The 23,648-nt window shown below is 41.2% G+C and carries 20 protein-coding genes and 1 other annotated feature; of the genes, 8 read left to right on the forward strand and 12 right to left on the reverse strand.

What is annotated here, in order from left to right:
* Positions 1-3: 3 nt before the first annotated feature.
* Complete coding sequence (gene proS, locus C4B60_RS12730) at positions 4-1,455, reverse strand: proline--tRNA ligase (protein ID WP_104058472.1); 1,452 nt, start codon at positions 1,453-1,455, stop codon at positions 4-6.
* A gap of 35 nt (positions 1,456-1,490) precedes the next feature.
* Positions 1,491-1,707, reverse strand: a binding site (T-box leader).
* 178 nt (positions 1,708-1,885) lie between these two features.
* Here proS and C4B60_RS12735 point away from each other — a divergent pair.
* Positions 1,886-2,329 (forward strand): GNAT family N-acetyltransferase, encoded by a 444-nt coding sequence (locus tag C4B60_RS12735; RefSeq protein WP_104058384.1) that lies wholly within the window; start codon positions 1,886-1,888, stop codon positions 2,327-2,329.
* A gap of 180 nt (positions 2,330-2,509) precedes the next feature.
* On the opposite strand, the gene C4B60_RS12740 is transcribed toward C4B60_RS12735, so the two are convergent.
* Positions 2,510-4,222, reverse strand: coding sequence for a DUF2207 domain-containing protein (locus tag C4B60_RS12740; RefSeq protein WP_104058385.1), 1,713 nt, complete (start codon positions 4,220-4,222; stop codon positions 2,510-2,512).
* A 352-nt stretch (positions 4,223-4,574) separates the two neighbouring features.
* On the opposite strand from C4B60_RS12740, the gene C4B60_RS12745 reads away from it, so the two are divergent.
* The 4 genes from C4B60_RS12745 (at position 4,575) to C4B60_RS12760 (ending at position 7,019) form a co-directional block, all read left to right on the forward strand.
* The gene (locus tag C4B60_RS12745) at positions 4,575-5,057 is read left to right on the forward strand and encodes a sigma-70 family RNA polymerase sigma factor (protein WP_104058386.1); all 483 of its coding nucleotides are present in this window, start codon (positions 4,575-4,577) and stop codon (positions 5,055-5,057) included.
* 274 nt (positions 5,058-5,331) lie between these two features.
* A complete protein-coding gene (locus C4B60_RS12750; RefSeq protein ID WP_104058387.1) occupies positions 5,332-5,817 on the forward strand; it encodes a competence protein ComK in 486 nt (161 codons plus the stop codon).
* Positions 5,818-5,981: 164 nt separating this feature from the next.
* Entirely contained in the window at positions 5,982-6,581 is a 600-nt protein-coding gene (locus C4B60_RS12755) for a YdcF family protein (protein ID WP_104058388.1), read from the forward strand.
* Positions 6,582-6,662: 81 nt separating this feature from the next.
* Complete coding sequence (locus C4B60_RS12760; RefSeq protein ID WP_104058389.1) at positions 6,663-7,019, forward strand: VOC family protein; 357 nt, start codon at positions 6,663-6,665, stop codon at positions 7,017-7,019.
* A 61-nt stretch (positions 7,020-7,080) separates the two neighbouring features.
* On the opposite strand, the gene C4B60_RS12765 is transcribed toward C4B60_RS12760, so the two are convergent.
* The gene (locus C4B60_RS12765) at positions 7,081-8,016 is read right to left on the reverse strand and encodes an acetamidase/formamidase family protein (RefSeq protein ID WP_104058390.1); all 936 of its coding nucleotides are present in this window, start codon (positions 8,014-8,016) and stop codon (positions 7,081-7,083) included.
* 454 nt (positions 8,017-8,470) lie between these two features.
* On the opposite strand from C4B60_RS12765, the gene C4B60_RS12770 reads away from it, so the two are divergent.
* The 3 genes from C4B60_RS12770 (at position 8,471) to C4B60_RS12780 (ending at position 10,379) form a co-directional block, all read left to right on the forward strand.
* Complete coding sequence (locus C4B60_RS12770) at positions 8,471-8,923, forward strand: DUF948 domain-containing protein (protein ID WP_104058391.1); 453 nt, start codon at positions 8,471-8,473, stop codon at positions 8,921-8,923.
* A gap of 188 nt (positions 8,924-9,111) precedes the next feature.
* Positions 9,112-9,477 carry a DUF948 domain-containing protein gene (locus C4B60_RS12775; protein ID WP_104058392.1) on the forward strand — a complete coding sequence of 122 codons (366 nt, stop codon included), beginning with the start codon at positions 9,112-9,114 and terminating at the stop codon, positions 9,475-9,477.
* Between the two features lie 197 nt (positions 9,478-9,674).
* Entirely contained in the window at positions 9,675-10,379 is a 705-nt protein-coding gene (locus tag C4B60_RS12780; protein WP_104058393.1) for an NlpC/P60 family protein, read from the forward strand.
* A 93-nt stretch (positions 10,380-10,472) separates the two neighbouring features.
* Here the strand turns inward: C4B60_RS12780 and C4B60_RS12785 are convergent, their stop codons facing one another.
* The 9 genes from C4B60_RS12785 to C4B60_RS12825 all read right to left on the reverse strand — a co-directional run bounded on the left by C4B60_RS12785 (position 10,473) and on the right by C4B60_RS12825 (position 23,618).
* A complete protein-coding gene (locus tag C4B60_RS12785; RefSeq protein WP_104058394.1) occupies positions 10,473-13,607 on the reverse strand; it encodes an alpha-mannosidase in 3,135 nt (1,044 codons plus the stop codon).
* 26 nt (positions 13,608-13,633) lie between these two features.
* Positions 13,634-14,938 carry a glycoside hydrolase family 125 protein gene (locus C4B60_RS12790; protein WP_104058395.1) on the reverse strand — a complete coding sequence of 435 codons (1,305 nt, stop codon included), beginning with the start codon at positions 14,936-14,938 and terminating at the stop codon, positions 13,634-13,636.
* Positions 14,939-15,059: 121 nt separating this feature from the next.
* Entirely contained in the window at positions 15,060-16,178 is a 1,119-nt protein-coding gene (locus tag C4B60_RS12795; RefSeq protein WP_104058396.1) for a Gfo/Idh/MocA family protein, read from the reverse strand.
* Positions 16,179-16,181: 3 nt separating this feature from the next.
* Positions 16,182-17,081: a sugar phosphate isomerase/epimerase family protein gene (locus C4B60_RS12800; RefSeq protein WP_104058397.1), complete on the reverse strand. Its 900-nt coding sequence runs from the start codon at positions 17,079-17,081 to the stop codon at positions 16,182-16,184.
* Positions 17,082-17,110: 29 nt separating this feature from the next.
* Entirely contained in the window at positions 17,111-17,944 is an 834-nt protein-coding gene (locus tag C4B60_RS12805; RefSeq protein ID WP_104058398.1) for a carbohydrate ABC transporter permease, read from the reverse strand.
* Between the two features lie 11 nt (positions 17,945-17,955).
* Positions 17,956-18,807, reverse strand: a complete 852-nt coding sequence (locus tag C4B60_RS12810) for a carbohydrate ABC transporter permease (protein WP_425331165.1) — start codon at positions 18,805-18,807, stop codon at positions 17,956-17,958.
* Positions 18,808-18,981: 174 nt separating this feature from the next.
* Complete coding sequence (locus C4B60_RS12815) at positions 18,982-20,277, reverse strand: ABC transporter substrate-binding protein (RefSeq protein WP_245153969.1); 1,296 nt, start codon at positions 20,275-20,277, stop codon at positions 18,982-18,984.
* A 311-nt stretch (positions 20,278-20,588) separates the two neighbouring features.
* Positions 20,589-21,734, reverse strand: coding sequence for a GntR family transcriptional regulator (locus C4B60_RS12820; protein ID WP_104058399.1), 1,146 nt, complete (start codon positions 21,732-21,734; stop codon positions 20,589-20,591).
* Between the two features lie 399 nt (positions 21,735-22,133).
* Positions 22,134-23,618, reverse strand: coding sequence for a sodium:solute symporter family protein (locus C4B60_RS12825; protein ID WP_104058400.1), 1,485 nt, complete (start codon positions 23,616-23,618; stop codon positions 22,134-22,136).
* Positions 23,619-23,648: the final 30 nt, after the last annotated feature.

A 23,648-nucleotide genomic window follows, 5' to 3' on the forward strand; every position in this document is an offset into this window, starting at 1 on the left:
CCATTAATAAGCCCGGGCAAACCACACTGTATGAGCTGCTTTCTCCCCACATGAAATACAGTGGGATTTCTTTGTAATCGCATTAAAAGGGATGTTACGTGATGTGAATTTTGTTTCGTCTTTGATTTTTTGTTCACAGGTTTCAGCTCCGCACCAGCCTGCCAGTATCCAGCCTGGAACTGCATCGGTTTCCTGGCTCTTTTTAATATGCTGCTTCAACTGCTCAAGTGTGTCGATATCCAAGTGAGAATTTTGGTCTCTGAAGCTTTTTGCTTTTTGGAATAACCGCTTTTGCATCGCTTCTAATTGCTCCTCCACAACCGAAAGCAGCTCAGTAATTTCAAAGGTTTGCTTGTCCTCTTCATCACGCGATTTTAGTACAAAATTTCCATTTTGGTGATCGCGGGGGCCGAATTGAATTTGCAGCGCGGCCCCTTTTTGTTCCCATTTATTAAACTTAAATCCAGGGGACTGATCACTGTCATCCAGCCTTACCCGAACGCCATTCCTCTTCAATTCAGCAAACATTTCCTCTAATTTTTCAAGAACCTGAGGATTCTTTTTGACCGGTCCAACGGGAATTAACACGACCTGCACCGGCGCAATGGTTGGCGGCAGGACAAGCCCTTTATCGTCACCGTGAACCATGATAACCGAGCCAATCAAGCGCGTTGATGTTCCCCATGAAGTTGTGTGAGCGTAGGAATGTTTATTCTCCCGGCTTAAATACTTAATATCAAATGCTTCAGCAAATTTCGTGCCTAAATAGTGTGAGGTACCAGCCTGCACAGCTTTGCCATCCTTCATCATCGCCTCCACCGAAAACGTGTCAACCGCTCCTGCGAAACGTTCTGAAGGAGTTTTCGTTCCATCGTAAACCGGAATCGCTAAAAAGTTCTCAATGACATTTTTATAAATTTCAAGCATCTGAAACGTTTCCTGCCGCGCCTCTTCTTCGCATTCATGGGCCGTATGGCCTTCCTGCCATAAAAACTCCGACGTACGGATAAAAGGCAAAGTCTTCTTTTCCCAGCGAAAAACATTACTCCACTGATTCAGTAATAACGGGAGATCCCGGTAACTGTTAATCCAATTCGAATACAAATGACCGATCATCGTTTCAGAGGTCGGACGCAATGCCAGACGCTCCTCCAGCACTTCTCCAGCAGCCTCTGTAACCCAAGGCAGCTCAGGCGAAAAGCCCTCAATATGATCCTTCTCTTTTTCAAAAAAAGACTCAGGAATCAGCATCGGAAAATACGCATTTCGATGTCCTGTTTCTTTAAAATGCCGATCCATTTCCTGTTGAATATGCTCCCAGATCTCATAGCCATCCGGTTTAAAGGCAATACACCCACGTACAGGTGTGTAATCCATTAACTCCCCCTGCTGAATCGTTTGGATATACCATTTTGTGAACTCATTTTCATTTGCCATTACATTGGCCTCCTTCATTTTTTCATATAAAAAAAGCATAAAAACATCCCTAAAAACAGGACGTCTTCATGCTTAAAAAACGTGGTACCACCTATATTCAGCCTTAGATCCCTAAAGCCCTCATGCATTTAATAACGGCAACGAACCGGTTATGTTTACATAACTTCTCCGTGGCAGGTTTCAATAAAGAAGAAGTGACACCGCTCTCAGCAGCTGCGGCATTCTCTGTCTCACAATTCCTTACCTACTTGACCACATCACAGAATACTTTTACTAAATTATAATAATTCCTGTAGAAATAGCAATGCTTAATTGAAAATGAGATATTCGACAAGTGCCTGTCACTTGTCGATTTTTTAGCTGTTCTAAAGACACCTGAGAATAAAGTCTATACAATATAATTATGTCCCATTCATGAAATCTACATAACTGAAGGAGTGCTAAACAAATGGAAATTTACCAGGCTACTATGGAGGATTTAAAAGGTGTTTCAACGTTATTTAATCTTTATCGTGAGTTTTATCAGCAGCCATCGGATTTTGAAGGAGCTGCTGCTTACATAGAAAAACGTTTGAAAAATAAAGATTCTATTATTTTTGTAGCAAAAGACCGTGATAATTATGTAGGATTTACACAGCTTTATCCCACCTTTTCATCTATATCAATGAAAAAAGCATGGATACTAAATGATTTATATATTGCTGCCTCTGCAAGAAAACAAGGTGTTGGCGAGATGCTGTTAAACAAAGCCAAGGATTTTGCCATCGAAACTGGAGCCGTCAGCATCAGTCTAAGCACAGCACCTGACAATCACTCTGCACAAAGGCTGTACGAAAAGAATGGATATAAAAAAGACTCTCTGTTTTATCATTATGAATTAGCCTTATCTTAATCTACTTGAACAGTAAACTACTTCGATTGGCGCCTGTTACTTGTCGATTGTATTCGACAAGTGACAGGCACCACCCGAGGCAACTCCCGAAACCTAATCTACCCGAAATCCTACAAAAAACCCGAACAGCACACCAGATCTGTTCGGGTTAAATAGTAAAGATTTATCACGTTGATCGAATTAAAACGCCCCCGATCCACCGCCGCCTCCTCCAACTCCACCTCCACCACCTGAAGTAGAAATGGAAGAGCCCGATGATGAGGATGATGACACGGTTTCATTTGCCGTGTGAAAGCTTGCTCCTGCTGTCACTGAATATAGGGCAAGCATGTGGACGTCCAATGGTGCAGCCACTGCAGCGGTTGATCCGTAGCCATTCTTCATTTCAAATGTGCTGACAAATCGATCATTTTTATCTTTCAATTTTTTATCATTTGTTCCGAAGCTATACAAATACGATCGCATTTTTTCATCTTCCGTCCAGTCTTCCCATTCACTCTCTGAAACGTCAGCGTACTGGTTGTTGAACCCGTTCCACTCCATAAAGATCAGATGGCCTTTTTCTGTACGAGGCGAATACGCCACGGCATAGGTTATGAGACCTCCTGCCAATAGAATGGAGAAGAATAAATGTGGAAGCAGATCAAATAATGGAAACAAGACAAACAATGGAATAAGCACAAGGGAAGTCAGCCCAATTTTCACACGGTGGTTTACTTTATCCTGATACAACACGTTTTCCTTAATTTCTTGTTTAATCGACGTCTGCCATTCAGCATCATATTTTTGATACGTTTCATGGTTCTTTTCATTTTTAGTGTAAGCCTCTAATTGCTCTAAATGAAGCTCACCGCTGTCCCCAATTTCTTCAAATAACCACTCAATCAAAATTTCTTCATGCGTTTTGAGGCCTTCCCGTTGAACTACTTTATAGGTTTGATCATCCAGTTGGACAACATTTCCTTTTCGAACTAAATCCAGTAGGGAGGCAGGTATAACTTCTCTTGGCAAAAAAGTTTTTAGATACGAAATTGTTGCTGCCAATGTCATTCTCTCAGGAGGAATTCGCCGGTCATCTCCTATTTCATGTGCAGCATTTTCGCGTAATCGTTTTGCATTAGTCACGCCTCGAAGGATGACCCATGTCAGCAATAACGCTAAAACAGCCATAACCGCTATTCCAATTGTGGAGATTAACTCGCGCCGCTCAGTAAATAAAATTCCTTCCTCAATCCCCTTTTGCTGTTCACTAAGTAAATCCTCTCGCAATTCACCCTTTTCAGTCGGCGCCATTGCAAAAATCTCAGCATTCCAGGCAGCACGCACATCACCATTTTTTCCATCAGGCACTGTGCCAAACTCAAACACCACCGAGCCATCTTCACCAATTTCCTCTGTTTCAAATGCCTCATCATAGCCAAACGCGATCACATCGTCAGTTTCTGCTGGAGGAAATAATGAAATCGTCAATTTTTCATACGTTGATTCATTGGAGCGGTCAAAAAACGGCCAATAAAACTGAACCATATCCTCATAAACTTCAAGTCCGCCTGTAATGGTATAAGTAAGCTCTACCTCAATCGTTTCATCATCACCTGAACGATAAATGCGATAAAGATCGCCATCCTGTTCGACCTTTAACGGCTGATCACCTTCAGTTGCTTCTACATTTTCAATTGCTGCATTTGATTTTGGCCTCAATTCTCTCATTATTCCATTAAACTCATCTTCAAATGTGTAGACATGCCTTTCGCTGACATTCACATCTCCATCTTCAGTCAAATAAGCATTAATCACTGTTTCATCTATTTCATACTCCACCGCAAGCGCCTGAACAGGAAAAAACAAAAACAAACCTGCTAATACAATTAACAATACCTTCGCTTTATGCATCCCTCTCACCCGCTTTCTTACTTATCTAATACGAATATAAGCAAAAAAGGTTTCGGTAATCAGGGATTAGAAATTCGTGGAGGGCCTTTTGTGAAGTGCCTTCGTGAAGTGCCTGTCACTTGTCGAATGGATTCGACAAGTGACAGGCACCACCCGAATGCTCCATCCAAACTTCCATCCATTCCCTCTCCAACCCCATCCATTTCTCCCCTGCGCGTAACGATTCCGGGTAAAACACCCTCAAATAAGCTGCGTTTCCCCTAAACCATCATTCGCCCCCGTCGAACCTACACATTACACTTACACTACTCGAGAATAACCGGCAGGCGCGCCTCCTTATTGGAGCAGGAAAATGAATACGTTTGAAGAGGTTTATGTACAGTTTGAACCAATGATTTATCATATGATTAAAAAGCTGAATATCAGACAGGACCATGATCTGTTTATCCAGGAAGGAATGCTTTCCCTGTGGCGTGCCTGGGAGAAATTCGATCCAACGCAGGGCGAATTCGCCCCTTACGCCTATCAGTCTATCAAAGGCGGAATGCTCACCTATATGAGAACCGATAACAAGCGAAAGGAACGAGAAATTGTACGTTCAGAGGAATTTTGGGAAATGCGTCAGCATGCAGCACCAGATCAAGCCTTACGAAAAGAAACCCTGCAATTCTACGCCAACCTTCTCACACCTGCTCAGCAAAAATGGTTCTGGCTCACCTTCGAACACGACCTGAGCGTTGCACAAATCGCAGAGCATGAAAGCGTCAGTGTATCCGCAGTGAAGAAATGGAAAAAGGGAGCCCTAACAAAGCTCCAGTCCTCCCAGTTATTATAGATTTTTTTAAAACGGTGCCTGTGACTTGTCGAATGCCCTCGACAAGTCACAGGCACCACTCGATTTCTCCCCGCATCCTCAATCGACAAAAACCGGGGAGTGACAGGCACCACGCATTCCACTCGCTCAGACTTATCCACAATTCCCCCTCCACCTAACCCGATTTTTCAATTTTCCTTAGGAGAAAACACTATAATTATTCAAAATTTTCTAATTTATTGTTTTTATTTGGATTTTTATGTCGTATAATAGGAAAAAAGAAGGAGGATGATTGATGACTTATTTACTAGATAATGACTATTATGTAAGAAAAACGACTTTTGCATTACTGCCGGCTGAGCATATGACGCACCAGACCATTATTCATGACATCCAAGGAACGTACTATTCGAATCGAACCATGAAGGAGTTGTTAGAGGAAGCCTGTCTCCGCGGCGGAAGCAAGATGAGCGGACGATTGGAAGCAGCAAAATATACGTTGGGCATTCGCAATAAAATCCCTCTCATCATAGACCCGTTCAACCATATATATGCATTCCCAACCCATTCCCATAAAAATCTGCTTAACGCATGGATTTTTCTGGACCACATTAAAGCCATAAAACCTCATCCAGAGTATTCAAAACAAGCAAATTTCGATCTACATAACGGACTGACCATAACCGCTAAGTGCTCATACAGCACAGCGCAAAGCCAGTTTGCTAGAACATCACAGCTCTGCTATGTCCATACGATTAAAGCAATGCGACATCCTGGTTGACCCATCTTTTTAAGTGATAAAGGAGTATGTGCATGTTTTCACGCATACTCTCTTCTTCACACCACTTCCACTTTTTTCCCTCCAACATGGAAATCTTCCCTTCTGTTTTCCTTCCAATCCTTATATGATAATAAATAACCAATCCCCTATCCAAGAGGTGAACTATGTATATTTCCGAATTAGATAAAGCCAGCCTTACCCTTTCACAAATGAATAAACTTTTATATGAAGGAATAGAGGACGATCAAAAGTCAGGGGACTGCATTTTTGTTGCAGGGAGCAGTATGGCTGCCACCTCCCGCTTGCCAAAAGCCGTAGAGCTCTACAAGCAGGGACGTGCAGGAAAAATCCTTGTGTCAGGGGGCGTCGTTTGGAAAGGAACCCCCTACTCAGAATCCATCACGCTTAAAAAAGAAGCGATAAAACTTGGCGTACCAGAAAAGGACATTCTCACAGAAGGCCTGTCACATAACACGCTCGAAAATGTTTTGGCCTCCCTCCTGGTTCTAAATCGGGCATTTTATATTCAACATATCAGAAGAATTCTCATCGTCACCTCTCCCTACCACATAAAAAGGCTCCACCTCACCATGAAAACCTATATGCCATCCTGGATCGAGTTCACTCTCTGCCCCTCAAAGGATCAGCTTACTAAAATAGACCGCTGGCACCTTACGGAAGAAGGAAGAAATCGCGTCAGAATAGAGGCTGAGAAAATAATTGATTATGTAAAACAGGGAGCTTTGGTGGATGAAAAACTCTGAGACTTTTTAAAAAAATGAAGCAGGAATAACAGTGTTTTTTCTTGAAATTATTAGTAGATAAAATATCAAGGAGGACACTAAATGAGCATCATTTCAACCAAAGCCGGAGCCATCTTCATTCCGGTCAGCAGCATCGAAAACGCCAGGGAATGGTACTGTTCCCTGCTTGGCTTAGAGCCTGAATACGAAATTATCGCTGGTCACTTGTGCTGCATCCCTTTTGATAACAACGGATTGAACCTCGTTCTTGACAGCAATATCTACGACAAGGATGCAGTGTATAAAAATCCCGCTTTCCATTTCAACACAGATGATATACAGAAGGCTTATCAATTTCTTCAGGACAAAAATATTGAAATCGTCACCGAAATAGAGAACGGACACTGGTTTAATTTTAAAGATCCGGATGGGAATTTGTTGATGGCTTGTTATTGTTAGCATCACTTTTTCCCCACAAAAAAACGTGAGAAGTCGATCCTTCTCACGTTTTTAAAATAAATCACTCCACCACAACCCCAAGCGGAAACACCGCACTCACCACATACTCCCCTGCATCTACAATTTCAGAAATCTTCAAATCCACACACAAGCTAGAAAGAATATAAGCATCCTTTGGCTCCAGTCCGTATTCTTCAGATAGATGAACAACCATGGCTTTTATTGCGTCCTGGGAAGCTTTGAAGAGGTCCGGCCCAACGCCGGTGGTTCCGTAAAAGCCTTTGTGATTCACTTTTGGCGTCAATTCTCCCTGAGTTTGAAACTGCGGAGCGGGGATGGATTTCCCTTTAATTACTCGGAATTTCAATGTCGCATGCATCGGGCACTCAAGCGCTGTCACACAAACCTCGCCATCACCCTGGGCAGCATGGGCATCACCGCAGCTGAAAAGAGCCCCCTTCACCTGCACAGGTAAATACAGCTTCGTTCCGATCGTTAATTGGCGCGTATCCATATTTCCGCCAAACGAGCCAGGCGGCATAATAGCCTGTCCACTCGCATCCACTGGAGACACACCCATCGTGCCTAAAAACGGTTCGATTGGGACTTTGATTCGGTCAGAGAAATGAATAAATTCCCCATCTGACAAATCAAAGGTTCGCAAATAAGCATCCGGAAAATCGTCAGGAAGCAGACCCAGTCCAGGTAAAATGGCTGCCCAACCCCAGCTGCCAGTCTTTAAGTCAACGATTTCTACCTCTAACGTATCACCTGGCTCCGCTCCTTCAATGGCAACTGGCCCAGCCAGCGGGTACACTCTGTCCCAATCTAAATTGGCGATGTCTTCTGTTTTAGATTCAATCGAAAACTGGTTATCCGCAACCTCCCGCGTGCTATAAACAACAGTGTCTCCACTCTGGATTGTCATTACAGGCTCTGGATCCTTCGCCCACGCATAATGAACCTGATCCTCGGGAAAATGGTATGTCTTTGGCATCTTGCACATTACCTCCTATGTATATATGGAATTAAGTAGCATCGTAACGTCTTTACTTTTAATTTTCAAATAATTTGCTCAATTTATGAGAATTAGAGGCTTTTCCCTTCCAAAATTTCCTCATTTCCAGCCCTCTAAAACACGAACGATTCCAAAATAACATCCGCTGGTATAAGTAAATTATTTATTATATGGACTTTTTCCGCCTTCTATCATTCAAAGTGCCTGTCACTCCCCGATCCCTGTCAAAATGCTTTCGACAGGGATCCGAGGAGTGACATCGGGTGGAGCCAGGCACTTCAAAAAGAATAATAGATTAAAGAGACGCTTACTTCCCTATAAAACCTCAAATTCTTCTGGACTATGGAAAGAAAGGCAAGTGCCTGCTATGTGGAATTGTGGAATATAGCCTACAGCGGACACATAAAATAATGTGAAGGGAAGGTGAAGCTTTTTGATTATTAAGATCAGCGTCGCCAGTGCTTCTGCTGCTTTTGTTTGTTTGACTGCTAAATTAATCCAAACCCTAGGGACCACTCAACTTACCATCGAGGAAGTGAAAAATAGTCTTAACAGCCTGACAACTGATTCAAAAAGGTTGATCAATTCCATCGAACAGACAACTAATGATATCCATAGTAAAATTAATCTCTTGGATCCATTGCTAGAATCTGCCCAGGATGTAGGCGAAGTGGTTCATAGTGTAACGGATAAAGTTAAGCAGACTGTGGTTTTCCCACCTAAACAGACTCTTCAGAGCGAATCCATTGGACCTGCAGATACTGTATGGAAAGCACCTGTTGAAGACCTTCCTGCAAACACAGACGTCTTTACACGTGATAGCGATATTCCTATAAACACAATCATCTCCTCTAAAAATGGGGGCGTAAAAATTAGAATTAATTGAGAAGTAATCATATTGTAGTAAAGAACTGCTTTCCGGCAATAACGGAAAGCAGTTTTCGTTTTTTATGAACATTGATAACGAACGGCTTAAAAGAAAGGACCTAACCATGGCAATATGCAAGGAATATCTAATAGGCTTGTACATAAAATAGACTTGTACATAAAACTAAAAGAAGGAAGGTTTCTTTTATGATTATAGAATCCAGTGTTGCCGCCATCGCTATCGCCTTTATTTGGCTGGTTGTTTTTGTAATTAGATTGCTGCAAAAAGGGATGGTAACGCTTGGTGAAACCAACAGGACACTTGATGAGGTGAGAAATGCGGTACATGGCCTGACGCAAGAATCCAGCAAACTGATCAACACTGCCAATCAGGTCACAGTCGATGCCAAGCATAAAATGCGGACAGTCGACCCTCTAATGGAATCAGTCCAGGATGTAGGTGAAGTAATCCATCAAATCACAAACTCAGTAAAACAGGCAACAAACACCCGAAGTGTAGGGCAGCCCCGCCCCAATAGAACCCCGTCCAACCTTAAGAAAAATATCAGGTAGACTTGATAAGAAGTGCCTGTCACTTACCGATTTCTGTCGATAGCATTCGACATAAACCGGGGGGATGACAGGCACTCTGTTAATTAAGTAAACTCTTTTAATCCTCAAACCCACAACCTCTCCCCCTCACCCAACCGTTAAAAATCCAAAACTCTGTCCATACTAATCTTAACTCGTTAATCTTAGGAGGAGTTAAGATGAAAAGAGCAGGCGTCATTATGACGATTCTTACAGTTTCATTGTTTGCGGGGTTTGCGTCTCAGGCAGAAGGAATTACGAATGCAGAAGGGGTTCGTTCAAGCGATGCACCAATGGAGGATCAAGCAGCTCCCAGCCAAATCATTTATACAGTGAAGTCTGGAGACACTCTATATTCCATTGCAACGAATCACTCGATGACAGTAGATAAACTAATGGAAGTCAACCAACTCTCCGGGACACTTATTTTACCGGGACAGGAATTAGCGGTCTCAGGAGAATTGACCACTCCTGCACCAGCGGCAGCTCCAGCTTCAGAAACACCTGCCACCTCAGTATCCGTTCAAACCGTCATTACTATCGCAAAAGAGCAGATGGGAATTCCGTATGTATGGGGCGGGTCGACACCTGATGGGTTTGATTGCAGCGGGTTTATCTATTATGTATTCAAGCAGGCAGGCTTACCATTCGGCAGAACAACAGCAGAAGGCCAACATGCGCTTACCGCTAACGTCAGTTCACCACAAGCAGGAGATTTAGTTTTCTTTGAAAATACGTATAAAGTCGGGATCTCTCATGTAGGGATCTATCTTGGAAACAATCAATTTATTCATACGAATGATGGCGAGGGTGTCCACATCACCGACCTTGATAATGCCTATTGGCAGGAAAAGTTTGCGGGGTTTGGGAGATTTACTAATTAATCGGCATTCATTCTATAAATTGAGCTCTGCCGATGTCTATTCGGCAGAGCTCATTCTTTGCCCAGAATGGAAAATAAAATCCTTCCCTCGACCTTACCTATCTATCTCAATTTGAATAGTCTTAATTTCATAAGGAGTAAACGCCAGACTTATTGCCTCCTCCGAAAATTCTGTCCCTTTTTCATCCTCCTCCATTAAATTCACTTCTCTCCAGCGCTTTACGTTTAACGCGCTAGTAACGGCTGCAGTGATTCGCGAACCTTCCATCTCGTGGAATCGTACGATAACAGACTCTCCTTCTTCTGCCTTTTTAATCGTATCAAGGATAACCTGGTCACTGGAAACAGAAAATAGTGACTGCTGGTATTCCTTTTTCACACTACCCTGAATAACTCTTGCCGGAGAATTAAGGTAAGTAGCTTCTCTTTCTACATCTTGTTTGTTTGTCTGTCCAGTAAAAGGATAAATGGAATACACGAATTCATGAGAACCAATATCAGCTAAAGGATCTGGGAAAATGGGTCCTTTTAATAAGGAAAGGGCAAGGATATTCTCTTTAATTGAGTACCCGTATTTACTGTTATTCATTAAACTGACTCCATAATATGGCTCGGCAAGGGCCGCCCATTTATGACCAACTGATTCAAATCTTGCCTGATCCCAGGAAGTATTCCAATGGTTCGGCCGTTTAACATTGCCAAATTGAATATCGTATATGGCTTCTGTTGTTCGGATATCAACAGGAAATTCAACCTTAAGAAGTTTTTGACGGGCTGTCCATTCCACATGTGTATTAAAATCAATACGTTTAGAATGAGTATAGCTATGAATCTGCTGGTTTATCTCAACCTGTGGAGAACGCCAGACAAAGTTTAATGTGGTTCTAATAGGTCCATTTTCAAGGATGGTACACTCATCCAATGAATCAATGGACATCGATTTCTCATGATAGAACAGATCAATGTCCCAAGCGTCATGAGCTAAAGGTTTATCTTCGTACAATTTAAATACATTTCCTGCTTTTCCTGAAGCAATGATTTCCCGCTGCTCATTTTTATCATAAATGCTTGTCAGCTGACCATTTTCATTCCACTCAATTGTGTAATGTGGTGTATTCCAGGTTCGTTCCTTTAGATTGATTTCACTCATAGGCTTCACATTTTGATGTGCGTCCTCTGTTTCAACGATCGATTGATACGAAAATGGTTTTGCTTGTTCAATTAAAACAAGATGATCTCCATTAGGAAGGGTTTGACTAACCAATTCTTTATCCTCCAGCTTAAATCCCTTCGCTTTCGAATTCTTGTCTTCCGGTACTGTCAAAAGCAGCGGTGAATGATACTGATGAGGATGAGAATAAGACCAGCTTGCTTCTTTTACTTCAATCAGCTGATTTTCCTGAGACGAAACGATTTCATCTTTCATGGATGCTGCAGCTTGATAATCTTCAAGTGCGTCAACATAAACCTCTGTAATAGAAGAACCTGGGATTATATCGTGAAACTGATTAAGTAAAACCAGCTTCCATCCTTTTTTAATTAAGTCAGAAGGATAGTCTTTCCAGTCACTTAATGCACCATTCCACGTTGATAGCCACTCTGCTTCACGATACGCATATTCTAGCTTCCGGTTCATTTCTTTCATCTTTGCCTGGCTCGTATAGGTTCCCCTATGGTACTCCAGGTAAAGCTCCCCATCCCAGGTGTGAATGTACTCAGTTGAGTCCTGAATGTTTTTGTGCAGCTTTTTAAAAAACTCTTTTACTTTGGTAGATTTAACCGCAGGCATACTTGGGATCGTATCAAGCTGACGTTTCATTTCGATCATTTCCCGGTTTACACCGCCTCCCCCGTCGCCATATCCATAGGCTAAAAGAAGATCTTTATTAAGCTCTTTATCCCTATAATTCTCCCAGATCCCTTTTACTGTTTCAGCCGTAATTAACCCATTATACGTATAAAACCATGAATCTTCCGCTCTTCCCGGCTCTGGGGTTGTAATAAAATGAGTTAAAACCTCAGATCCGTCAATTCCTCTCCATTTAAATGTGTCATGAGGCATACGGTTATACTGGTTCCAGCTTATTTTTGTCGTCATAAATGTACTAATACCAGATTTACGAAGGATTTGCGGAAGTGACCAGCTGTAGCCGAATACGTCAGGAAGCCACAGTGTCCGGTTTTTTTGATTAAACTCTTTTTCGAAAAACTGCTTTCCGTATAACAGCTGACGAACGAATGATTCACCTGAAGGAATATTGCAATCTGCCTCCACCCACATCGACCCTTCAACTTCCCATTGACCGTCTTTCACCTTTTGCTTAATCGCTTCAAACAAGTCCGGATCTTCTTCTTTTATCCACTCGTACAGCTGAGGCTGACTTTGCAAATACGTATAATCCGGGTAAAGCTCCATCAATCTCAGGACGGTCGAAAAGGTTCGCTTCGCTTTTTCCTTCGTATGCTTCGTTCTCCATAGCCAGGCAAGATCAATATGGGAATGACCAATTGTATGTACCGAAACGTCCGCATGTTTTGGCAATTTTTCTATTTCACTAGTGAGATTATACAATGCGCTATACAGAGAATCGTAAAAACCATCACTCCTTGGAGAAGACCAGTCTATTAGGTCAAGTGACCGATTAAGGCTGGATAAGACAATCGACTGATTCGGATCATTGAGATCCTGCTTTTTTATAGAGTCGAGTAGAGCTTTTGATTTAAAGAACAATTCATCCGCTTTCTCATCTAAAAAGGCAATCCACGCTTCCTTTAATCGATAGAACTGTTCAGCAGGCACACCGCCGCCCTCCAGCCCGGACCAGACTTGCAGGGAGATATCAACCTCACCATTGATATTCTGAGGTAAGATGACTTCCCGATGGTTTGAATCTACTCCCTGAAAGGGTTTTTGATCTACATATAAAAGAGATTCAAATCCAGAGTTATTTCCAGGTCCAGTTCGTCCCAAATCTAAAAAAAGAACAACCTTTTTGCCTTTCCACTCCTTAGGAATTGAAAGAGCGCTATTTAGCCAAAGGTATTTATCTCTGCCTGACCAGGTGTCGTTAACATTCATTTTATTTTCTGAATAACTTGAAGGCAAAAGGTTTTCTTCACCATTTTTAGGATGATACATCTTAAAATAGTCAATATGCTCAAGCTCCCGGTAACGCAGTCGATCTAATTCATTTATTCTTTTTTCGAGCTTCTCGATTCGATAAAACATAGAAGACCTCCTCTAAAGACTTTTTGTTAGCGCCGCCCCAACGGACTGCCGGGGACATACATACCAATTTCACTTAAAATAAATTCACTGAACATAGAGTTAGCCCAGGCAAACCAAGGGCGCGTAAATTCCTCCGGACGATCCGCGTTGAACCCTTCATGCATATAATAGGTAGATCCGTGTGTTCTTTTAAATAGATCGAGTATCCTTGCCTTTTCTTCTGTTGATGTGGCAGTCATTCCCTGGATGGCTAGTGAGATAGGCCAAATATAGTGATCCGGTGTGTGCGGACTTCCTATTCCTTCTGCTGATACACCTTCATAGTAATAGGGATTATGCCGGCTCAGAATAAAATTTCGGGTATTGATATAGGTTTGATCAGTCATGTCCGTGTAGCCTAAGTAAGGAATAGAAAGAAGACTTGGAACATTGGCATCGTCCATTAAGTTTACCTGACCATTGCCATCTGTTTCGTACACGTACATCTCGCCAAATACGGGGTGCTGAATTTTTCCATACGTTTCAATACCGTTTTTTATTTCTGCTGCAAGCTCAGCCACCTGACCCGCAAGTGTCGTTTCCCCCATTTCTGTTAGCATTTCTTCTGCGTAGCCTAATGTCACTACCGCAAACATATTCGCAGGTAGTAAATAGCCGTATAAGCACGCATCATCACTTGGACGGAATCCGGACCAGGTCATGCCTGTTTTAACTGAATATCCTCCTTTGCCATTTCTCAGTAAAGTATCTGACACACTGCAATTGTCTCGTTCAAAAAGATAGGAGGATTCCTCCTCATGATCCTGCTCCACCTTCCACACATCATGAATCGTTTCCAATACTTTTTTAAACTCATCATTTAGAACGGTATCATCGTTTGTCGCTTTCCAGTAAAGGTAGGTTAATTGGATGGGGTAACATAATGAATCTACTTCATATTTTCTTTCCCAAATCCAAGGGTTCATTTCAGTGCGATCTAACTGATGCCCCTGTTTTGAGGCGGTCTGATTAAAAGCATTGGCATAGGGATCCATTAAAATATATTTCCATTGTCGGTTTATGACCTGTTTTAGCATCCCGGCAACTTCAGAATCCTCCTTTGCAAGAATCAAATAAGGCCTGACTTGTGCGGATGAATCACGGAGCCACATAGCCGGTATATCCCCCGTGATCACAAAAGTTCCTTCATTATCCTGCTTTAATGTTGTCTGATACGTATTTAAAAAACAGTTTTCAAATAGCTTTTGAACTTCTTCGTCTTCTCTGTACACTTCTCTTACTTTATTAATAATGCTTTGAAACGACTGTGGAACTTTTTTTGTATCAATCATTTGTACTGGACTCCTTTCTCATCAAGCTTTTGACCCATTGTTTAGTACTCACTTAGTAGATAAAAAATGACCTGGAATCTATTCACTCCAAGTCATTTAAACGCTGTTTAAAAATCATTCCTTACAGCAGTAATTTCGGAGAGCTGAACTCAGGCTGTTCCTCGAAATGGACCGCATTTCCTGTTTTTGCAGATTCATAAATCGCTTCAATAATTTTTGTTACTACCAATGCCTGTTCCGGTTTGACGATTGGGTCTGTATCATGAAGAAGAGTATCAATCCATAATCTGGCCTCCAGATCTGCATCTGATTCTGTCTTGCCATCAAAAAATGCTACACCACCAGCACCGAGTTCAACGTTTGTCGTGTAGAGCTTGCCAAAGTTCTCACCATTTATTCTCAGACCATCTTTCATATCCGCTCCGCCCTCTGTTCCACTTAACGAGCATTTTGCTTCGTCAACCTCCAGAGAATTAAGTGCCCAGCTCGCCTCTAAAGTAATGGTTGCTCCGTTTTCCATGACGATGAACGCGAAGGCAGAATCTTCAACAGTAAACTTCTCCGGATCCCAAGGTCCCCATGCATTGGCTGCATCTTTTTTCTGACTTAATTTATGATAGGCAGAACCCATTACCGTTTTTGGTTTGTAATTGTCCATAAGCCATAATGTTAAATCAAGCGCATGTGTACCAATATCTATTAATGGGCCTCCTCCTTGTTTTTCCTCATCAAGAAACACTCCCCAGGTAGGAACTGCACGACGGCGAATGGCATGAGCTTTAGCAAAGTAAACCTCTCCAAGATCACCATTTTCACAAATTTTCTTTAAGTGCTGGCTATCCGGCCGGAAGCGATTATTGTATCCAATGGTTAGTTTCTTACCAGAACGTTTAGCCGCTTCAACCATTTGGGCAGCTTCCTCTGCAGATTTAGCCATTGGTTTTTCACACATTACATGCTTGCCTGAATCAAGAGCTGCAACAGTGATCTCAGCATGGGATTCATTAGGTGTTAAGACATGCACCACTTCAATCGTTTCATCCTGAAGCAGCTCTCTATAGTTTTGATAGACTTTAGCATCCTGAACCCCGTAATCAGCTGCTGCTTTTTCAGCTCTTTCAAGGATGACATCACAAAATGCCACAAGCTCAACATGGTTAATTTTAGATAAACTTGGCATATGCTTTCCTTTCGCAATACCTCCGCAGCCGATAATCGCTATTTTAATTTTTCTTGACATATATTATTCCCCCACTATTGCCTTATTTTTAAAATGAGCTTCAAGATGTTCTTTAGCTTCCATGATTCCCTTACGTTCTGCCTCTAAGGAACCCCAATAATAATGATCCTCCAGTTCAATACTGACAGGTCCCTGGTACCCTGTTTTTTCTAAACGCACTGCAACCTCTGCCCAGTCCACATCACCTTTGCCCGGTATGGTATAACGCCAGGAGCCTTCAGAAAACAAGTATTTCGAATCAAAGGTGGATGAAATAACCCCGCTTTCATATAATTCCTTCTGCAGTACTTGCGTATCTTTTCCATGGCAGTAATTAATTCTGTCTTTGAATTCATCTAAAAATCTCAGATAATCGATTCCGAGCCTAACTAAATGAGAGGGATCATAATTAATGCCAAAATGCTTCGACGGAATAACCTTAAACATCGCTCTGAGCATTTCTGGTGTACAGCCTAATGTTGGGTTTTGCGGCGATGGCCCAGGCCAGCCTTCAAGTGCGATATAAACATCATGGTTCTCAGCATGCTCAACGATAGAAGGAAATGACTTTCTCCATATCTCAAAAGCATCCTTGCGTGACATATTAAGGTCATCTGGAACTAGGCACATAAAGATGACCTTACCGCCGAGTTCAGCTACCTCTGTAATTTGATTTTTTAAAGCAGACACTGCCTCAGATCGGATTTTCTCATCAGAGCTTAAGAGGTTTGTTTGTCCTACTGCTCCTATGCCGTCGATCGATCCAACCTCAAGTCCCGCTATTTCTAAGACAGATTTGATCTCCTGGTTGTAATATGGAACGTCAATGACGTCTATTCCTACACCCGAAGCCCATTCTGCTACAGCTTCTATACCTTCATTCCCTATACTGGGGGACAATCTCATCCCTATTTTCCTGTCCATCATCATACCTCCATCAACCTAATTTCAAATTATTTAATTCCACTGAATGTAATACCTCGAATAAATGTTTTTTGTAATAAGAAAAACAGAACGATAATCGGTAACGTCATCATCGTTGACACAGCCATCATCAGACCCCATTCTGAGCCCCGTTGACTTTGGAATTGCTGTAAGCCAAGTGATAATGTGTACTGAAGTGAATCAGTTAAATAGAGTAATGGTCCAATGAAATCGGTCCAGCTTGCCATAAATTGAAATAACCCAACAGCTAAAACCGCCGGCTTAGCTAAAGGCAGCATAATCTGCCAATAAATTCTAAACTCTCCAGCTCCATCAATTCGTGCAGCTTCTCTTAAACTGTCAGGTAACCCCATAAAAAACTGCCTTAGCAGGAAGATATAAAACGGTACACCAAAGAATGCGGGGATAATTAATGGGTAAGGTGTTCCAACCATCCCGAACTTTTCAAACAATAAAAACAAGGGGATCATCGTAACCTGACCGGGAATCATCATTACCCCAATTGTGATGATAAAAAGAATATTTCTCCCAGGCCACCTTAGCTTAGCAAAGCTATAGGCAACAAGCGGACATGAAATAACGGCGCCGAGTGTGCTTAAAACCGTAATGACAATGGTATTTCTTAGGTAAGTGAAAAATGGTATGTACTCCATTGCATCAGTGTAATTGCTCCACATAAATGGTCTTGGAATCCATTCAGGCGGAAATGTAAAAACTTGAGTTAATGGCTTTAAAGATGTCGAAACCATCCACAGAAATGGAATTAAAAAGAAAAATGATGCAACAATTAAAACTATATGTGCTGAATATCGGCTAACCTTCTTTTTCGTTGTGCTATCCATCGTTTCCCTCCTTATTTCCCTTGATAATGAACCCAGCGTTTAGATGTGATAAACACCAGTGCAGTAAGTGCCATGATGATCACAAATAAAATCCAGGCCATTGCAGATGCGTAGCCCATTTTAAAGAATTTAAAGCCATTGTCGTATAAATACATAACATAAAAACTTAACGAATTAGCCGGCGTTCCCTGCCCTTGAGTCAGGGTATAAGGCAAAGTAAACTGTTGAAACGCTGCGATAATCCCCATAACCAGATTGAAAAAGATCACTGGTGTTAAAAGAGGCAGGGTGATATGGCGCATCTTTTGATACCAGTTTGCCCCATCAACCTTTGCTGCATCATAGTAATCTTCCGGAATATCACCTAATCCTGCGAGATAAATAATCACAGCCTGTCCAATTCCCCATAAGGACATCATAATTAAGGAAGGCTTAGACCACGTTACACTTCCGAGCCACGCTGGACCGTCAATACCAATAGTACTAAGAAGGCCGTTAACCAGACCAAAGCCCGGGTTTAATAACCACATCCACAAAACGGCAAGGGCTACATGCGGAACAAGGGTTGGCAGGAAAAAGATGGTACGGTAAATCCCCATCCCTTTTACGTTCATGTTCAACATCATGGCAAGTGCCACACCAAAAATAATACTTAAAGGAACAAAAAATACGGCAAAATATACTGTGTTATAGACAGATTTCCAAAATAGTGAATCCGTAAATAAGTCTTTATAATTCTGCAATCCAACAAACTCTCCCGGCTGCAGGATACTATAGGTGGTAAAGCTAAAGTAAATAGAAGAAAATAACGGGATGGCATAAAAAATTAATAAGCCTAATATCCAAGGTGAAGCGAATAATATCCCGTGCTTATTTTTACTCCAAAAAGATTTCTTTTTTGCTGGGACTAATTTTAATTGTCTTTCATATGGCGGTTCTGAATTATTGGCCGGCTCTATCTTTTGAGCATTCTCACTCAATAGTTTCTCTCCTTTCTTTTATAAAAGGGAGAGAAAAAACCTCTCCCTTTCAATTGATTACTTCAGCTCTTTGTTTACTTTTTCAGTCACATTGTCTAATGCCTCTTGTGGTGTCACAATTCCTCGTGTAGCATTTTCCACAGCACTCGCCAATTCATTCCAATATAAAGAGCCTTGGGTCATAACAGGTCTATTGTTTGATACTGGCAATATTTCAACGAATTCACCGAGAATAGGATCATCTTTATAGCCAAGCTCTTCATTCACAGAATCGATAACAGAGAAATCTCTCGCAATCTCACTAAAAATCTTCTGGCCCTCTTCTCCACCAAAGAACTTCATGAATTCCCAGGCAGCATCTTTATTTTTCGCACCTTTTGGTATAACGACAGACCAACCACCCGACCAGGTTGTATGATCTTCTCCAGTAGGCGTCGGAATAGGAAAAACGCCATAATTCAAATCAGGCTTGAATTTATTAATTGCTGATACTTCCCACGGCCCGCTGACCTTCATACTTAACTGGCTTGTTAAGAAAGGATCCATCGCGCCATCACCTTGGGAATCCGTGAAACCAGCAATGTCTTCAACATTATATTTCTGTCCAAAATCAGTCATCCATTGCAAGGCTTCTACAATTTTAGGATCATTTGCGGTAACCATATTTGTTTCAGGATCAAAGAATTCTCCTCCAAAGGACCAGCCCCATCCGTATAACCAGCCTTGTCCAAACCAAGGAATAAATCCAATTCTTTCAAAACGATTGCCATCCTTAATCGTTAATTTATCTGCTGCATCTTCTAATTCAGCAATTGTTCGCGGAGGATTTTCAGGATCCAATCCTACTTCTTCGAAATGGTCTACATTAAAATAAACAAGTCTTGAGTCAGTTGAAATCGGCAATCCGTATAAATTACCGTCATAGCTTGCTTCTTCCCATGCAAAAGGATAATACGTTTCTTCATTAATGCCACTCTCTTCAGCAAGTGCTGATAAATCCTCTAATGATCCTTGAGCAGCCCACGAACCTATTTCAAATCTGTCAAAATAAGCGACATCAGGCGGATTTCCCCCTGATACAGCTGTAAGAAGTTTTTCATTTTGTCCTTCGCCTTGATTAGCAGTATAAACAGAGTTAATTTTGATATCGGGATTTTGTTCTTCAAATGCCTTAATAACGGCTTCAGCAGCATCACCAGTAGAATCAGTCAGCGAATGCCAAAATGTTACAGTTGTTTTCCCATCTTCTGTTGCACCAGATCCAGAATCAGACGAACAGCCGGCCATAACCGTGGATAATGTTAAAACAGAAACCATCCCTAACTTCATCATCATTTTTTTACTTTTAATCATGTTAATCCCCCTTTTTAATAGTTGGTCTAGCTCCCCTAAAATGAATACATGATCTAAAAATAAAGCACTTACATAAAACAATAAAAAAATATAAGACATATTATTAACTTAGTATAACAACTTACACTTGATATACTTATTAATATATTAGTAGATTAACTTCATATATTTTATAAGTCAATATGTTTTTTAAAATTAAACTGAATTATTAAATTATTTTTTGTTGCTTCGATTAGATTCAAGCACATCTCTCATTCCGGACAAAAAAAGAAAAATAAAAAACAATCCTCACATTGAAGGATTGTTTTAAATCAACATTCATTTAATTGAGTTGAAATCAGACCCATCGTAGATTCACCTTCCTCTAAGGTGAAATCAACCATAGTATGTTTTGGTATTTGTTCCCCTTGAATCAGCTGCAATAAATGTTGTACCGCTATCTTGGCCATATCAAACTCATTTTGACGTATATGAGTAAAGACGGGCCTGTTTAAAAGGTTTTCCGGTGAGTCAAAGCAAACAATTGAATAATCTTCAGGGATATTTTTCCCCAGATCTTTTATCACTTTTAATAGAATTAGCGCTAAGTCATATTCACAGACATTAAAACCGGTGACAGTAGGATGATCAAGGATAAATTGTTTTACTGCTGCATAGTCCTTATCCAGTGATTCTCTATTATGATTTTGAGGTAAGTTGGATATAAGATGATTTATGTGAAAACTCGGATTTAAAATTAATCCCCTTTTAGAGTACGCAAGATTAAAACCTTTTACCCTCTCTTCAATGGTAGATGTGCCGTCGGGAGAAGAAGATAAAAATCCAATTTCAGCATGCCCCAGATCGAACAAGTAATTAGTTAAGCACTCACTTGCCCTTTGATTATCAGTACTCACGGAACTTGCAGGTATCCCTTTCAGGTAGCGGTCAATTAGAATTAACGGAAAATTCTCTAACACCAGCTTCAATAATTCTACGTTATAATTTTCACCATGAACCGGGTGAATAATGAGACCGTCCACTCCATAATCCACAAGGCTTTTTATCGCATTTTCTTCTTCTATGACATCCCCTCGTGTAAATCGAATAATCAGGTTGCAATTATTTTGCGAACATGTTTCCTCAATCATTCCTACAAGTTTCGAACCGAAAGAGTCTGAAAATCCAGGAACGATCAATGCGATTAACTTACTATTAGAAGTGTTATAAGGCTTTGATATATCAGCTTGATTTACCGTTGGATGATCCTGCGCAACAAATGAGCCCTTCCCCCTAATTCTTTCAATAATATTATTTTGGGCGAGCTTGTCTAACGCCTTTTTCGAAGTAATACGGCTTACATTAAATTTCTCAGCTAATTCTATTTCAGATAAAACACGATCGCCTTTTTTTAAGAATCCTTCTTTTATTTGCTCAAGTATTGAATTATAAATTTGCTCATACAGGGGTATATTCATAGCTTTTCGTCACCCTCAAATCCAGTTGTTATATTTGGTATGTAAATTATATCATTCAAGTTATCATTGTCAATTTCTTATCACAAGTAGAATTTAGTATATATTACTACTAATTATTGTCTACGACTTATGCCAATTTATTCACTATCCTCTTACAGTATAACAACCAAAATCAAATTTATCCTAATTTAAAGACTTTTATGTTTTTTCAACCAATACCTCAATAAATAGGAACAACCTTTGTTAGACAAGTGCCTGTCATCACCCGATTTTTGTCGAACTTTTACTAAAGGTATCGACTAATCGAAGAGTGCCTTCGACAAGTGCCTGGCACCACCCGATTTTTTACTATTAAAAAGAAGGAGCACATGCCCATGTGCTCCTTCTGCTCACTACTTATTATTTTGTAAGCTCTGCCTTTACTTCCGCTGCGCTTGCGGCCTCTTGCTGTCTGGTTTCTTCTAGTTTCCTCAATGCTTCTTCTTCTGTTACGATACTTCCCGGGGTGATCAGGCTGATGATGATTCCTGCCAGGAAAGCTACTGTTAAAGCGGGAATAACAGGATTTCCGAACGTTTCCAGCAATGAAGGAGTATTCAGAACAATAAATGAAGTAATGGATCCGCCTAGCAGGGAAGCCAGTCCGCCCTGCCACGTTGCTTTTGGCCAGAACTTTCCTAAAACTGATGCGGCGAAGAGTCCTGCCATAATGGTTGAAATAAAGTTCGTTATGTAATCGATAATATTCGTAGCACCCATGGTTCCGACAAATGCCAAAGTCAGGGTCAAAAGAAGTGCAATTCGGGAATACGTTTTTAGCTTTTCTTTAGGTACGGACTTTCCGAAAACGATCTGATAAACATCCGTTACAAGGATCGTAACACCAGCAATGAAGTCAGAGCTGCCGGAAGACATCGTAGCACTGAGACCAGCCGTTAATATGATCGCACCAACCCATAATGGAAACACTTCCGTTGCTAAGTAAGGGAATGCATACCCCGCCTCAAGCTCCGGGTTCAGGATTTGCGTCGCCATACCAATAATAGAAGGGAAAATGGAGAATGCTGCAAAAAGAAGACCTGAAATCACTAATGCTTTTTTTAATGTAAACGTGTTTTTACTCGTATAAATTCGATGACGGTACGATGGCGCTGCTAGTACCCCAATTGCAATAACGACAATCATTGAAACGGCTGGGAGAATACCCATCACATCGATACCAAGGAAGGAAACCATTTCTGATGGAATTTGTGTTGACATCGTTTCATAACCGCCGACTTCGACAAGCGAAAGAACAGCGAGTAAAACGAAACCGGAGAACAAAATGAACCCTTGGATCGTGTCAGTATAAACAACCGCTAAATAACCTCCAATAAGAGTGTAGACTGCAAACCCTAAAGCTGTAATCAGTTTTGCTGTGGATAAATCCAATCCTGTAATCCAGGATAAGTACAGGCTGCCCCCCATGATATGAGCACCAAGCCAGCCGACTGCCGCCAAATACAAGAGAATTGCCGTAACGCCTCTGAATAATTTACTTTCCCCAAAGTAAAAACCAAGCTCTTCTGAAAAAGTTGTGAAGTTGTACTTACGGACATTTGCAAATAGAAACAAAAGAGCAAAAATACCAATTGAGCCGCCTAATCCATATAAAGCTCCAGCCCAGCCATTCGTGTAAGCAAATCCGACTGCCCCCATACTCGATCCCGTACCTACTAATGTCGCAACCGTCGTACCAATTAATAAAGGCAGAGGTAAATTACGGCCACCCATCAGGAAGTCGTCCCCGCTCTTTACTTTTTTTGCTGCCCAAACCCCGACCAAAATCATTAACACTGTGACAGTAATGAAAACAGAAATATATACCCATTGATTTTCAACCATGATGATCCCCCTTTAGTTGTTAACCTGCAT

This window comes from Jeotgalibacillus proteolyticus, from assembly GCF_002926065.1.
Taxonomy (GTDB): Bacteria; Bacillota; Bacilli; order Bacillales; family Jeotgalibacillaceae; genus Jeotgalibacillus; species Jeotgalibacillus proteolyticus.